We start from the raw sequence: 14,182 nt of genomic DNA, 5'->3' as shown, positions 1-14,182 counted from the left end.
ACTCTGACTGGGAACCGCAGTAAGAATGCCCTGGCTACAAATCAAATTTTTTACATCTCCTGAGCAGGCAGCCGAAATCGAAGACCTGTTACTGGAATCCGGGTGTGCATCCGTCACGTTATTGGATGCAGCCGACACCCCCGTATACGAACCCGAAAAAGGCTCTACGCCATTATGGCAACATACGATCGTTATGGGGTTATATGAGGATAATGTTGTCGAGCAGGCCATTGTCGATCATGTACGCGACCATTTGGTTTTGGCAGACGGCCAAACCTTTCCACCGTACAAGAGCGAAATCCTGGAAGACAAGGAGTGGGAGCGCGCGTGGATGGACCACTTCCACCCTATTCAGTTCGGCAAACGCCTATGGGTGTGCCCGAGCTGGAGAGAAGTTCCTGATCCGACGGCGACCAATTTGATGCTGGATCCGGGGCTGGCGTTCGGAACAGGAACCCACCAAACCACAGCACTATGCCTTGAATGGCTAGAGAGCCTGAATTTAACCGATCTCGATATCATTGATTATGGGTGCGGTTCCGGCATTCTTGGAATTGCCGGACTACTGCTTGGTGCGCGCCATATGATTGGGGTAGACAATGATTCGCAGGCACTGATCGCCACCCGAGATAATGCAAAGCGCAATCATATTGAAGATAGCCGAGTTGAAATTTATCTGCCCGATGACTGTCCCCCTCAACAGGCGGATGTCGTCGTTGCCAACATACTCGCCGGTCCTCTGGTTACCCTGGCGCCTACAATTGCCAGCTGTGTTAAGCCAGGAGGACTACTTGCCATGTCAGGACTGTTTGAACGCCACGTGGATAGCATAATGCTCAGTTATGCACCCTGGATTGAGTTTTCTCCCTACGCAACCAAGGAAGGATGGGTCAGACTCAATGGTGTACGACGTATTACTGAATAAAACAGTTACTATAAATACCAATATTGCCAAAACGTGGTTTTTATATCGTCTTACAATTAGAATTAGCATTAAGTTCTCAACGTTACTTATTCATGTAAATATGAATATCGAGGCATAATTGAATGACGGAGTGGGTTTACTCAAACATGGCTGAATCATACATAACACAATGTCCACACTGTGGAACAACGTTTAAGGTGACGGATCAGCACCTTGAAGCAGCCAATGGTTCAGTTCGTTGCGGTGCCTGTCTTCGCGTATTCAGCGCGAAAAATCATTTAATTTCCGAATCTGCCAAAAAACCTGTCAACGCTGCTGATCTAAGAAGACCATCCGGCAGTAGCGATAAAACTGAAATCCCCGAAAATAAAGTTGTGCGCCCGTCTTTCAAAACAGCCTCAGCCCCTGAAACTTCTCAATTTGAAGAAGATGACGACTCTGACTTTTTATTCATGGATGACGCTCATGCCCCCCTTGATGAAGATGACGATGACATCATTTTCGAAGATGATCCTGAAAGTGATCAGCTGGATGAACTGAGTAGTACAAAAGGTGATGATGGATTGGGCGAGCTGAGTGATGAGTTTCGCAACATAGGCAGTGATAGCGGTTTTAATCATCCAAAACCTGACCCCAACGAAACCGAAACAACAAGCGATGACGAAGCCTGGGCCATGAAAATGCTTGAGGAAATGGAGCAAGGTCCAGAACAGAAAGACTTGAGCGACATTTCTGCCGATAACCTGTCTATCATGGACAAGCCAGGCAAAAGCAAAGCACCAGCCAAAAAGAAAAAACCTCTCCCTCAACCAAAAACACCAGAACCCAAAGAACCTAAATTCAGTGCAATTGATGAAGAAGAGGATTTTTTGACTGCTGATTTTGGCAAAAACGATCATATCTCTGCCAAACCTGCAAATAATCAAGCCAAACTGGTCGAACACATTGATACTGACCCCCTCGATCTGGACTTTACAGAATCTTCCGGTCATGCCCGTAAAATCTTATATGCAGTACTATCTGTCGTTTTGGTTATGGCGGGAGTCGGTCAATTTGCCTGGATGAAGTTTGATACCTGGGCCAAAACAGACCAATGGCGACCATACTATGCCAAGGCATGTGACATCATTGGCTGTCAGCTTCCGCACCAAACAGATATACAGAAAATCAAAACCGGCAATATCATTGTTCGTAAGCACCCTAAAAATCCCAACGGTCTTATTGTTGATGCCATCCTCGTCAATCAGGCCCCCTTTCAACAAAGATACCCGGATATTATCCTTTCTTTTACAGACCTTAATGGCAAACTGGTTGCCGACGCAGCATTTACTCCCGAACAATACCTAAGCGGAGAAGCAGCCGGTGCTCAGATGATGCCCAGCGATACACCCATCCATATTGCTCTGGCCATCTCAAATCCAGGAGAGGCTGCAACCAATTACACAATTGGTTTTAGGGAATCACAGGCTAAAAATTAACCGGAACTCTTTCCCCTGTTGCAACATCCCAGTATTATAGCGCCCCCGTTTTCACTGGATACTCACAGCTGACAGAAACGGGCTTTTCATGCTTTTTCATTTTTTATTATAGGTACATTGTGTTCCAGCTTGGGCAGTTTACATTCAACCAACCATTGCTACTGGCCCCAATGGCCGGAGTCACAGACCTGCCATTCAGAAAGCTGTGCCTTAAGCTCGGAGCCGATATAGCCGTTGGTGAGATGGTCACTTCAGATACCCGGTTATGGAAAACCAGAAAAAGTGCCCAGCGACTTCAGCACGACCGGGAAGTCATGCCCAGAATTATTCAGATTGCTGGTGGTGACCCTAATTCGCTTGCAGAGGCTGCCCGTCAAAACCAACAAATGGGTGCACAGGTTATAGACATCAATATGGGCTGTCCGGCCAAAAAGGTATGTAAGAAAGAGGCTGGGTCTGCATTGATGCGAGATGAGAAGCTGGTAAACGACATCCTTCAGGCTGTTACCGAATCTGTGTCTGTACCAGTGACTCTAAAAATTCGTACCGGATGGTCCAACGACCATAAAAATGCAGAAAACATTGCATCTATAGCAGAAAAAAACGGTATATCGATGCTGACGGTACATGGCAGAACCCGAGAAGACAAATTTAAGGGCAGTGCGGAATACAGTACGATCGCCAGAGTCAAGCAGGCCGTCAGTATTCCTGTCATTGCCAATGGTGATATTGATTCAGGCGCCAAAGCACAGGAAGTATTGGAGCTAACCCAATGTGATGGGTTGATGATCGGCCGGGCTGCACAAGGCAATCCATGGATATTTCAGGAAATCCGGCATGCTTTGAAAGGAGTGCAAGACTTTAAATCGCCGGATTACAAAACCCGTTGCGCCACAATGAAAGACCACTTGAATGCCCTGTATTCATTTTACGGCAATCATATGGGCTCAAGGATCGCCCGAAAGCATGTAGGCTGGTATCTGAATAAACTGCCCCAGGGCAAAGAATTCATTCGCAAATTCAATAGAATCGATCAAATTGAGCACCAGCTCCACTTTTTAGATTCATTTTTTCATTATTTGGAAATGGCAAAGGAAATAGCAGCATGAGCATCGATACCCTGGAAAATAGCAGTCAGAGCCATGAGCCTGCCTCTTTAAAAAACACTCAGCATCCGACCCTCAGAGACAGCGTAGAAAAGGCTATGGAAAATTATTTCTCGCAGTTGGGCGGAGAAGACGTCAAAGACGTTTATCAAATGGTGCTGTCTGAAGTTGAGGCCCCCTTGCTTGAAGCGGTTATGGCATTTACTAGAAACAATCAGACCCACGCTTCAGAAGTACTCGGATTAAATCGGGGCACTCTGAGGAAAAAACTAAAACAGTATGGCCTGTTATAAAAAGCCACAAAATGACTAAAGGCGACCCTCGTGTCGCCTTTTTGTATTTTATGTAACCCTTAAATTTGACCAATTGGTAAGGAGCTGTCCCAATCCATGTCCCAGGATCTGCAACCCATCAAAAGAGCTCTGATCAGCGTATCAGATAAAACCGGAATCGTTGATTTTGCCCGCGACCTGGCGGAACTCGGTGTCGAGATACTCTCCACTGGCGGTACCTTCCGGTTGTTACAGGAAAACCATATTAAAGTGATCGAAGTGTCCGACTATACGGGTTTTCCAGAAATGATGGATGGCCGGGTCAAAACCCTGCACCCAAAAATCCATGGTGGCATACTCGGGCGCAGAGACCAGGATCAGGACGTTATGGTCACTCACGACATTGGCCAAATTGACTTGGTCGTTGTCAATCTCTATCCATTTAAAGAAACCGTTGCCAACCCAGACTGTGATCTGCCAACCGCAATTGAGAATATAGACATCGGCGGTCCGACCATGGTTCGTTCTGCAGCCAAAAACCATCGCTGGGTATCAATTGTGGTTAATAACAGTGATTATGAAACCGTTATTGCAGAGCTCAAACAACAAGGCGGCACCACCCTGAAAACCCGGTTCGATCTGGCACTAAAGGCATTTGAACATACCGCTGCCTATGATGGCATGATTGCCAATTACCTGGGCACAATTAATCTTAGCGCCAATACCCTGACTACCGACTCCAGAGACACTTTCCCACGGACCTTCAATGCCCAGTTTATAAAAACCCAGACTATGCGCTATGGGGAAAACCCCCACCAGCAGGCAGCCTTCTATATTGATCCCAACGCGACTGAGGCCAGTGTTTCCAGCGCCAGACAATTACAGGGCAAAGAGCTCTCATTCAACAATATCGCCGATACAGACGCAGCACTGGAAACCGTCAAATCATTTGAGGTACCGGCTTGTGTCATCGTCAAACATGCCAACCCATGTGGCGTTGCCATCGCAGAAAATCTATTGGAAGCTTATAACAAAGCCTTTAAAACTGACCCGACTTCTGCTTTTGGTGGCATCATTGCATTTAATAGAGAACTGGATGGCGAAACGGCTGCTACGATTGCTGACCGTCAGTTTGTTGAGGTCGTAATAGCGCCCAAAATCAGTGCCGAGGCATTGGCGGCTTTTGCACCAAAGAAAAATGTCAGAGTGCTTGAATGTGGCTTTTGGAACACACCGGACCACGGCTTTGACTACAAAAAAGTCAACGGAGGATTGTTGCTGCAGGATCGGGACATGGGCATTGTCACCGAACAAGACCTGAAAGTTGTCACTCAGCGCCATCCCGAAAGCACCGAACTGGCAGATTTACTGTTTGCCTGGAAAGTCTGCAAATTCGTTAAGTCCAACGCTATTGTCTATGCCAAAAACGGCATGACTGTCGGAGTCGGCGCAGGACAAATGAGCAGAGTATATAGCGCTAAAATCGCCTGCATTAAAGCTCAGGATGAAAACCTGCAGATTCAGGGGTCGGTATTGGCATCCGATGCATTCTTCCCTTTCCGCGACGGTCTTGATCAGGCGGCAGAGGCAGGTGTAACGGCAGTGATTCAACCGGGCGGCTCAATGCGGGACGACGAAGTCATCGCTGCAGCAAACGAACATGGCATTGCCATGGTATTGACTGGCATGCGCCATTTCCGTCATTAAAAGTCTGAGGGACAGTATGAACATACTCATCATCGGCTCTGGTGGCCGGGAACACGCGCTGGCCTGGAAAGCAGGCCAGTCGCCTAAAGTGAATACCGTTTTTGTGGCTCCAGGGAATGCAGGTACGGCAGCGGAACCCAACATGGTAAACCTGCCAATAGATGTATTGGATTTCGATGGTCTGGCTAAGGCAGCCAAGGAGAACAATATTGACCTGACAATCGTTGGCCCGGAAGTCCCGCTGGTCGCAGGTATCGTTGATCATTTTCGTACGGCGGGACTGAAATGTTTCGGCCCAACCCAGGCGGCAGCTCAACTTGAAGGATCAAAAGCATTTACCAAAGACTTTCTGGCCCGCCATCATATTCCAACAGCCTTTTATTCGGTCTTTACCGAAATTCCGGCAGCCATCGACTTTATTCGCACCAAAGGAGCTCCAATTGTCGTTAAAGCAGACGGCTTAGCCGCTGGAAAGGGAGTCATTCTGGCACAAACTGAAGCCGAAGCAATTGCAGCGGTCGAAGATATGCTGGCAGGAAACAAATTTGGCGACGCTGGCGCCAGAGTTGTCATCGAGCAGTTTCTGACCGGAGAGGAAGCGAGCTTTATCGTCATGGTCGATGGAGAAAACATTCTGCCAATGGCATCCTCTCAGGACCATAAAGCCCGTGACAATGAAGACAAAGGTCCAAATACCGGCGGAATGGGAGCTTATAGTCCGGCACCGGTGGTCACTCCGGAAATTCATGAGCGCATTATGCAGGAAGTGATTGTCCCTACGGTCAAAGGCATGAAAGCGGAAGGCAACGAATTCACTGGCTTCCTATATGCCGGCATCATGGTCGCTAAAGACGGTACACCAAATGTACTGGAGTTCAATGTCCGCTTTGGTGACCCGGAAACCCAACCGATTATGATGCGATTGAAAAGTGATCTGGTGGAGCTGTGCGAAGCCTGTCTCGAACGAAAACTGGATAAAACTAAAGCAGACTGGGATGAACGCGCAGCGTTGGGCGTGGTACTGGCTGCCGGTGGTTATCCGGACAGTTACGAAAAAGGTCTTGGCATTACCGGCATCCCCTCTGCTACGCCGGTTAGCAAAGTCTTTCACGCTGGCACCAGTCTGAACGAACAGAGTCAACTGGTCACCAACGGTGGTCGGGTGCTCTGCGCAGTCGGCCTGGGAGAGTCCGTAACCGAAGCACAGAAGGTGGCCTATGAAAGCGTTCGCCCCATCCAATGGAAGGATATATTCTACCGCACAGACATTGGCTATCGGGCTATTCAACGCCAATCGTAGAACACAGTTTCACAGACTCTGAAAATTCATTCATCCCGGCGTAGATTTCCTTGTATTGCCTTAGGTTATAATCCGGGATGAATCATTAACCTGTGGAAGATTCATGTCTTCAGCGAAACAACTAATATTTTTTGTCCTGGTTCTGTTTAACAGCCATTACTTATTGAGTGCCCAACTAAAAATCAATCACGAAACCAAGGCCCAGGATGTCACTGCGATTATGGATTATATCCAGGACAAAAATGGATTTCTGTCGTTTCGACAGGTCATTGGCGATCAGTATTACGAATTTACCCCGACTCACAGCGACCTGATATCCTCAAATACCCGAATGGCAGCTATCTGGCTGCGGTTAAGCTACGAAAATGATACCGGTATTAATCAACACAGAATTCTGGTAACAGATACACATGCCGCTGCGCGCGTGGATCAATTTGACCGTAACAGCGGACCACTACCGATACAATCAACCGGCGCTTCGGTTAAATATTCTGATCGACCAATTGTTGGCACGATTTACGCACTGCCAATTGTTTTTCCGCCGGGAGAAGGCGAGTTGTTCTTCAGAGTCTCTAACCTTGATCCCATGAACCTCGATTTGAGCGTGATGGGAGAGCATGAATACCAGCAACTTTCCAGACGTGTCGATCTGATGACCAATGTTCTTTTGGTCATACTGTTTGTATTCAGTCTGGTCATACTGCTATTGCCAAGCACTAAAGATCGTGGAATACAACTGCTGGTCACGGCCTACGGAGTCTGCCTGACCATATTTCACCTGGGCTGGTCGGGCTACTTTGCAATCTGGATAAACTATCCGCTGATCGATCCTCTGATCAAAAACAGTTTTGCGGCTATTGCCACTGCTTTGTATGTTCTACTTGTTTACCGACTGGGATTACCGGACTGGTCCGTCCGTGCAAGCAAAATCTGGTCATCAATGGCTGTGGGCGCCGGGGTCATAGCTATCTACTCCCTCTACCCTCTCAGTTTCAGTTTTCTGTACGTCACACTAATGTTGCTTGGCTGTTGTCTGGTCATTGCCAACATCATGCTGATGCGCATTGCCGGTGGAGAAAACAAAGCCTTTTTAGTTGCCGCCACTGCGAACCTGATGTTGGTTGCAATCATCATCGCTTCAGTCATGGGGTTAACCGGATCCATTTCCACCACTTTCTGGTCAACCAAGATATTCAGTCTGTTAAACCTGATGGCCCTGGTGTACGGCCTGACTCAACTGCCAACCTCAAAACACCATCGTGAATTACATACCTCCCCAAACCCTTTTTCCGGCACCGCTTACTGGCAGTTACTGCAAAAAATCAATCATGACCTGAGAACCCCCATAAATGGAGTCATGGGTATGTCTGAATTACTGAGCGAAACCTCACTATCTGCCAACCAGCTGGATTTTCTAAGTACCATTCAGAACTCAGGCCAGGATCTTCTGGCAACCGCCAATGAAATTAAGGCTCTTAGCCGCATACTGAGCAATCAATTGATACTGGATCGCCAAACAATCGATCTTCAGGACTTCCTGCACGAAATAACAGTCATTCAGGCAAGAATGGCGAGCATAAAAGGTGTGGAGTTGATTACTGACATCCATCCATCTGTTCCCAATCATCTGGAAGGAGACCCCAGTCTACTTGAACAAGTAATGCGCACCATTATTGATAATGCCGTAAAACATACGGATAAAGGTGAGGTTTTGGTGCAGGTCAGTCGCAGCCAACAGGACGAAATTCGTTTTCGGATCACGGATACAGGTATAGGTATTCCACGCGAACGCTGTGAAAGGTTGTTCGAATTCGACAGCGACCCGGAAAACAAGACAATTAATATCAGTCTGCCAATTTGTTCCCGCATCATCAAAGCAATGGGCGGCCAGCTCGGGGTCAGTAGTGAAAAAAATCTCGGTACTACCTTCTGGTTTACAATTCGGATGCCTTCAGTACATATCGCTGACAACAGCATGCCTATCCAACAAAGCCTGCATGGTTTGAGGATGCTGATCGTGGATGACAATATGACCTGTCGAAAAGTTATAGAACATCAGGCGACCTCCTGGGGAATTCGGGTGGATGCAGTGGCCACCGCCCAGGAAGCGCTGGCCCAACTGCACACGGAGTACCATCTGCACAACGGCTATAATTTTGTCATTCTTGATCATCAAATGCCCAAGATGACCGGCACACAGCTGGCACAACGCATTCAAAGCGATCATCAGATACGCAAAGACATGACCATCATCATGATGACCGGAATGGATATCCGTGAGGACGATCCTGTCCTGAAAGAATCTGGAATTGAGTTTCTGCTGACTAAACCCGTTACTCAGAAGCAGTTTCAGCAAGTACTGTTTAATGCTTTATCCAATCACAGTCTGGAGCAAACACTATGATGCGGCGTCATACCCCTATCGATAAAGTAATTGCCAATTTTGACAAGGCCCTCAAAACACTGGTGCCTTTTTCCAATCAAAGTCATCAACCCAATCCCGCTGATCGCTGTAGCAACGAGGAAGTTAGTGCAGAACAGAGCAAACACATTGCCGGTCTGATGCGTATCAACCATACTGGGGAAGTATGTGCCCAGGCGCTTTACCAAGGCCAGGCTGCTACTGCACGACTGAAAGATGTTCGCGCCACCATGGAGCAAGCTGCCGATGAAGAAATCGACCACCTGGTCTGGTGTGAAGAAAGACTCAAGCAACTGAATGCCAAAACCAGTCTGTTAAACCCTGCTTTTTATGGACTGTCTTTTACCATCGGTGCCATTGCGGGACTGATTGGAGATAAATACAGTCTTGGTTTTGTTGCCGCAACGGAAGAACAAGTGTGTAAGCACCTGCAAAGTCATCTCAAACAAATTCCGGAGTCTGACCAGAAGAGTCGGGCCATCTTATTACAAATGCTGGAAGACGAAGAGAAACATGCAACAGTCGCACTTCAATCCGGTGGCGTGGACTACCCAGCACAAGCCAAACAATGCATGAGCCTGATCGCCAGGGTCATGACCAAAACCACTTATCGGATTTAAGGAGGCTACCACCATGAGCTCCATCATTTGGGCCGATATCCCGGTCAAAGATCTCGAGAGAGCCATGCACTTCTACAGCAAAATACTCAATGCTCAATTCCGACAGCGTAGCAGTGACTCCCCTATCGCCGTTTTTGAACATCGACCAGGCCAGGTCAGTGCCTGTCTTTTTACCTCTGAACACGAACAGCCCAGCCGTGAAGGCGTCATTGTTTACTGGAACGTTGAAGGACGACTGAAAGCAGCTGAAGCACTGGTTCCAGGGTGTGGAGGTACTATTCTTCGCAGCACGCATGCGATAGAGCCTTTTGGGTACCGTTCGGTCGTACTTGACTCAGAAGGCAACCGACTGGCATTACACTCTCAGGCGCTCTGAACCCCATATGTGTCTGATCGCTTTTGACTGGCAACCAGATTCTGACAAGCCTCTGGTGATGGTTGCCAATCGGGATGAGTATTTTAATCGCCCTACCCGGTACATGGATCAATGGAACAATCAACCGGGAATTATTGCTGGCCAGGACTTAAAAGCATCAGGTACTTGGCTCGGGGTAAATACAAACACAGGTCATTTCGCTGCTTTAACCAATATTCGCCACCCTCGTTACCGGGTGCCAGGAGTACTTAGCCGGGGGAGTCTTGTAGCTGGATTTCTAACCACTGGCCTGTCCGCGGATCAATATTGCCGGCAGGTTTATCAAGATCGCACTCGGTATTCCGGTTTTAATTTACTGTTGTTTGATGGCAGGGAAATGAAATACGTCAGCTCGGAATGCCCACCTCTAGCCATATCACAAGGTATCCATGGTCTAAGCAATGCCGGACTTGACTCCAATGACTGGCCCAAAGTTGTCAGTGCCAGAACCAAACTATCTCACTGGATGGAAATGGCTGAGGATACCAATTCTCTAGCCAGCTTACTGAACAGTAGAGAACTTGCCTCGCCGACAGATCTACCCGAAACAGGGATAGAGCGTACAATTGAACACCTGCTATCAGCAGAATTCATTCAGATGGAGGGCTATGGGACCCGCTGCAGTACAGGTCTGATATGGCAAAGGGAATGTGTTGAAATTACCGAAATAAGCTATGACCCACATGGAAACATACTCAATACAACTCGATTCAACAGATTAATTTCTAGAGACTGATAATTTCTTTGAACATGCTCTTCATTCCGCTATAGCCAAGCCACGCCCTGCACAGATAAACTGAAAGCATGAAATCATCGAACTCGCTTTATGCCGCTATAGATCTTGGCTCAGTCAGCTTTCATCTGGTCATTATGACCAAACGTGAAAACAGACTCGTCTGGACAGATTGCAAAAAAGAAATTGTCCGCCTGGCGGCAGGCTTTGATACGCGTACAAAAAGTCTCAGGCCTGACGTCAAAAAGAGGGCTTTGAAGTGCCTTGAAAATTTTCGTCGGGCCATTCGCGACATTCCTCAGCATAATATTCGTGCAGTTGGCACCTCCACATTCAGAAGGTTGCGTCATGACACACAGTTCCTGCAACAGGCACAATCTGCACTGGGAATTCCCATTGAGGTCTTGAGTGGAGATCAGGAAGCGGAATATATTTACCGTGGTGTCAGCTACTCCCTCCCCTCTGACTCCCGTTTTGTTATTGACATCGGTGGTGGCAGCACGGAACTGATAGTTGGCAATGGTAATCAACCATTACAGACAGTCAGTATAGAACTTGGATGTATCTCTTTAACCCAGAAATTCTTTCTATCGGGAACAATCAATCGCGAGCAGTTTGCCTTGGCAGAATCCTACACCAGTAAACGCCTGCAACAGAGTATTGAGCCTCTGACAAAATTCCAATGGAATAGCGAGTTTGGTACTTCGGGCAGTGTAAAAGCCATCAGCTGGGCCATGCAGCATCAAAACATTTCCGATGGAGAAATTACACACGAAGCTCTGGACGAGATGAGAGAAGGTATTCTGCGTTGCAATAATACCCAACAGTTAGCCAGTTATCTTGGACTCAATCAGAGACGGACAGCAGTTTTCTGCGCAGGGTTTATTTTGATGCAGCAAGCTTTTAAACATGGCCACCTCAATTATTTAAAAATTTCCCAGGGAGCCATTCGAGAAGGTTTAATTCAGTCGATGATTGAAGACAACACTCTGACACCGACCTTGTCACAGAATTAAACTGCCTGTTCTTCGCCTTCATCACTAAAATCATAGCTCATATCTGCAACCGGCCCCTGAAGCAGATATCCTTGAATATAATTCACCCCCGCCTGCCACAACAATGCCAGCATAGCGGCACTTTCAATATGAGGTACAACGGTATCAATATTATGCTGCTGAACCTGCTTCACGATAGTCTCGAGACGCTGCTGAACAGCCTGATCTTCCAGGTTTATTGACAAATCTGGATGAAACTTAATGTAGCTGATATCAAGATGCTTAATAATATTCATGTCTTCCTGCATTTGTCCAAAGTGGCTGATAGACAAATGACAATGCAATAAAGACAGCCCTTTGCTAAAGGCCTTGGCAGGTTTCAAATAAGCCACTGCATCCGCCTGACTAATTTGAAATACAACAGCATTACCGGGCACCCGGTTTTCTTTTAACTGGGAGTTGACCCAAGGTAAAAAGGTGGGATCACTGATAGAAGCAGAAGTAATATTAATAAGAACCTGCGTATCGCTACCAGATTGACGATGAACAGATAGATCTTTGAGTGCATTTTGCACAACCCAGCGGTCAATCCGTCCAGCCTGGTTGATAGCATGAGCAGTTTGCAGGAATTCCAAGGGCGAAACTTCCTCTCCATTTTTATCAACCAGTCGCAGCAACACTTCATAATGCTCTCTGGCATCGCCGCGTAAACTGATAATGGGCTGGAAAAGCAACCTGAATCCATCATTGGCCAACGCATGGGTGACCTGTGCCCCGAGGTTGTCGTCAGCAACATTACGGATATCCGTCTTATCGAAATAGCTGATACCGCTTTCTTTCTTCTGTGCCTGCTCAGCAGCCTGATGAGCATGAGTCAGTGCTTCACCACCACTGGCACACTGTTCATCAACCAAACTGATACCGATACTACATTTAGTCTGAACTGTTCTGCCATCCACCTCAGATAAATGTTCCTGTACCGCTTTACGTATCTTGGCAGCCAGCTTATTTGCCAGCTCCAAATCCTGACCCAGAATACTAAACGCAAAAGCATCATCAGCGATGCGAGCCAGTAAACCATTAGGAATTTCAAACTTGGAAAGCACTGTTGCTATATCTGTCAGTACAATATCCGCTCCAGCCAGACCAACCTGAGAACGCAAACTGACCAGATTGTTCAGGTGCACATAAAGGATAGTTGAATTCCGGCCAGAGTGAACGGCCTGCTGGTATGCCGCTCCCAGATGATTCATAAAATATTGATAGTTGTACAGATTGGTCAACAGATCCCGGGTACTCATATCTTCCAGCTGCTTTCTAATCTCAGCATCGACCTGTGTGGTTCGGATAATAACCTGAATGCAGCGTTCTCCATCGTAGGACGCCCCGGAAAATTCAATATGAACAGGAAACTGTTCGCCGTTTTCATGGACAACATTACAGTCCAAAGACTCTTTTGCACCATCTGAATATACTTTCAGACATTTTTTCAGCTCCTGCTGTTTCTCTTCTTCAATAAGGTCCATAAACAGAATCCCGAGAAGATCATCAGATTCACTGTAACCAAACATCTCCACATAAGTACCATTAGCGTAAATGTGCATACCTTCGTGAACATACGCAATGGCGTCTTTGGAATTTTCAAGCAGTAACTGAACACGCTGTTCTGAATCGCGCAGGTTAATATCTGTTTCCCGTAACCTCCGCCGTACTTTAAGAGCGGCAACTTCGCGCATCGAAGCCATTAAAATATGATCTTCCTGGAACTCAACAGCAATATCAGCGGCTCCGGCGCGAATTGCACCATTGACCAGATCAGCAGCATAGCTACTCAAAAGAACAACACAGGGAATGTCTTTTCCGGAGTGGCGGATTGCGTCCAGGCAAGCAGGCACATCGACAGTTTCGGTATCCCATTTGGCCAATACCAGATCCCACGACGAATCACGCACCAAGGATACCAGCTCTTCATTAGACGCAACAAAAACCGACCGAACAATCTGGCCTGAGTTTCTGAACAGGTTAATCAGAGGCTCCGCTTCATTCTGAGTATCATGAAGAATCAGTAATTGAATTGGATCATCTAACGACGTGCTCATTCTGACAAAGCCCCAGAAATTTCAGATAAACGGCCACATAGTATATGACTCGTGAGAAAAATTTTCCAAAAGCGATTCCCAAAAGTGGTACATAATGCCGTTATTCGGCC

At 47.1% G+C, this 14,182-nt stretch carries 12 protein-coding genes; 11 read left to right on the top strand and 1 reads right to left on the bottom strand.

Going from position 1 to position 14,182, the window contains the following annotated elements:
* The first annotated feature begins 25 nt into the window (after positions 1-25).
* From prmA to ACQY6I_RS01425, 11 genes are all read left to right on the top strand, one after another.
* Positions 26-925 (top strand): 50S ribosomal protein L11 methyltransferase, encoded by a 900-nt coding sequence (prmA, locus tag ACQY6I_RS01475; RefSeq protein ID WP_428239698.1) that lies wholly within the window; start codon positions 26-28, stop codon positions 923-925.
* Between the two features lie 146 nt (positions 926-1,071).
* On the top strand, positions 1,072-2,403 hold the full coding sequence (locus ACQY6I_RS01470; RefSeq protein WP_428239697.1) for a DUF3426 domain-containing protein: 1,332 nt from the start codon (positions 1,072-1,074) through the stop codon (positions 2,401-2,403).
* Positions 2,404-2,522: 119 nt separating this feature from the next.
* Positions 2,523-3,512 (top strand): tRNA dihydrouridine synthase DusB, encoded by a 990-nt coding sequence (dusB, locus tag ACQY6I_RS01465; protein WP_428239696.1) that lies wholly within the window; start codon positions 2,523-2,525, stop codon positions 3,510-3,512.
* Positions 3,509-3,802, top strand: coding sequence for a DNA-binding transcriptional regulator Fis (gene fis / locus ACQY6I_RS01460; RefSeq protein WP_428239695.1), 294 nt, complete (start codon positions 3,509-3,511; stop codon positions 3,800-3,802). Before dusB ends, fis begins: the two co-directional genes overlap by 4 nt.
* A gap of 96 nt (positions 3,803-3,898) precedes the next feature.
* The gene (gene purH, locus ACQY6I_RS01455) at positions 3,899-5,488 is read left to right on the top strand and encodes a bifunctional phosphoribosylaminoimidazolecarboxamide formyltransferase/IMP cyclohydrolase (protein WP_428239694.1); all 1,590 of its coding nucleotides are present in this window, start codon (positions 3,899-3,901) and stop codon (positions 5,486-5,488) included.
* 16 nt (positions 5,489-5,504) lie between these two features.
* Positions 5,505-6,788 carry a phosphoribosylamine--glycine ligase gene (gene purD, locus ACQY6I_RS01450; RefSeq protein WP_428239693.1) on the top strand — a complete coding sequence of 428 codons (1,284 nt, stop codon included), beginning with the start codon at positions 5,505-5,507 and terminating at the stop codon, positions 6,786-6,788.
* A gap of 103 nt (positions 6,789-6,891) precedes the next feature.
* A complete protein-coding gene (locus ACQY6I_RS01445; protein WP_428239692.1) occupies positions 6,892-9,192 on the top strand; it encodes an ATP-binding protein in 2,301 nt (766 codons plus the stop codon).
* On the top strand, positions 9,189-9,830 hold the full coding sequence (gene coq7, locus ACQY6I_RS01440; RefSeq protein WP_428239691.1) for a 2-polyprenyl-3-methyl-6-methoxy-1,4-benzoquinone monooxygenase: 642 nt from the start codon (positions 9,189-9,191) through the stop codon (positions 9,828-9,830). Before ACQY6I_RS01445 ends, coq7 begins: the two co-directional genes overlap by 4 nt.
* Positions 9,831-9,843: 13 nt before the next feature.
* Entirely contained in the window at positions 9,844-10,206 is a 363-nt protein-coding gene (locus tag ACQY6I_RS01435; protein ID WP_428239690.1) for a VOC family protein, read from the top strand.
* A 7-nt stretch (positions 10,207-10,213) separates the two neighbouring features.
* Positions 10,214-10,981: an NRDE family protein gene (locus ACQY6I_RS01430; RefSeq protein ID WP_428239689.1), complete on the top strand. Its 768-nt coding sequence runs from the start codon at positions 10,214-10,216 to the stop codon at positions 10,979-10,981.
* 68 nt (positions 10,982-11,049) lie between these two features.
* Positions 11,050-11,994 (top strand): hypothetical protein, encoded by a 945-nt coding sequence (locus ACQY6I_RS01425; protein WP_428239688.1) that lies wholly within the window; start codon positions 11,050-11,052, stop codon positions 11,992-11,994.
* Here the strand turns inward: ACQY6I_RS01425 and ACQY6I_RS01420 are convergent.
* A complete protein-coding gene (locus ACQY6I_RS01420) occupies positions 11,991-14,072 on the bottom strand; it encodes an EAL domain-containing response regulator (RefSeq protein WP_428239687.1) in 2,082 nt (693 codons plus the stop codon). The two genes, ACQY6I_RS01425 and ACQY6I_RS01420, sit on opposite strands and share 4 nt — an antisense overlap.
* Between the last annotated feature and the right edge of the window lie 110 nt (positions 14,073-14,182).

Source organism: Gynuella sp., from assembly GCF_050297175.1.
Classification (GTDB): domain Bacteria; phylum Pseudomonadota; class Gammaproteobacteria; order Pseudomonadales; family Natronospirillaceae; genus Gynuella.
This window is presented reverse-complemented; position numbering and strand designations above follow the sequence as displayed.

Coding starts and splice junctions, on each gene's coding strand:
- purH (WP_428239694.1), top strand. CDS start 3,899: ATGTCCCAGGATCTGCAACCCATCAAAAGAGCTCTGATCAGCGTATCA.
- ACQY6I_RS01445 (WP_428239692.1), top strand. CDS start 6,892: ATGTCTTCAGCGAAACAACTAATATTTTTTGTCCTGGTTCTGTTTAAC.
- ACQY6I_RS01430 (WP_428239689.1), top strand. CDS start 10,214: ATGTGTCTGATCGCTTTTGACTGGCAACCAGATTCTGACAAGCCTCTG.
- fis (WP_428239695.1), top strand. CDS start 3,509: ATGAGCATCGATACCCTGGAAAATAGCAGTCAGAGCCATGAGCCTGCC.
- coq7 (WP_428239691.1), top strand. CDS start 9,189: ATGATGCGGCGTCATACCCCTATCGATAAAGTAATTGCCAATTTTGAC.
- ACQY6I_RS01435 (WP_428239690.1), top strand. CDS start 9,844: ATGAGCTCCATCATTTGGGCCGATATCCCGGTCAAAGATCTCGAGAGA.
- ACQY6I_RS01470 (WP_428239697.1), top strand. CDS start 1,072: ATGGCTGAATCATACATAACACAATGTCCACACTGTGGAACAACGTTT.
- ACQY6I_RS01425 (WP_428239688.1), top strand. CDS start 11,050: ATGAAATCATCGAACTCGCTTTATGCCGCTATAGATCTTGGCTCAGTC.
- ACQY6I_RS01420 (WP_428239687.1), bottom strand. CDS start 14,072: ATGAGCACGTCGTTAGATGATCCAATTCAATTACTGATTCTTCATGAT.
- purD (WP_428239693.1), top strand. CDS start 5,505: ATGAACATACTCATCATCGGCTCTGGTGGCCGGGAACACGCGCTGGCC.
- prmA (WP_428239698.1), top strand. CDS start 26: ATGCCCTGGCTACAAATCAAATTTTTTACATCTCCTGAGCAGGCAGCC.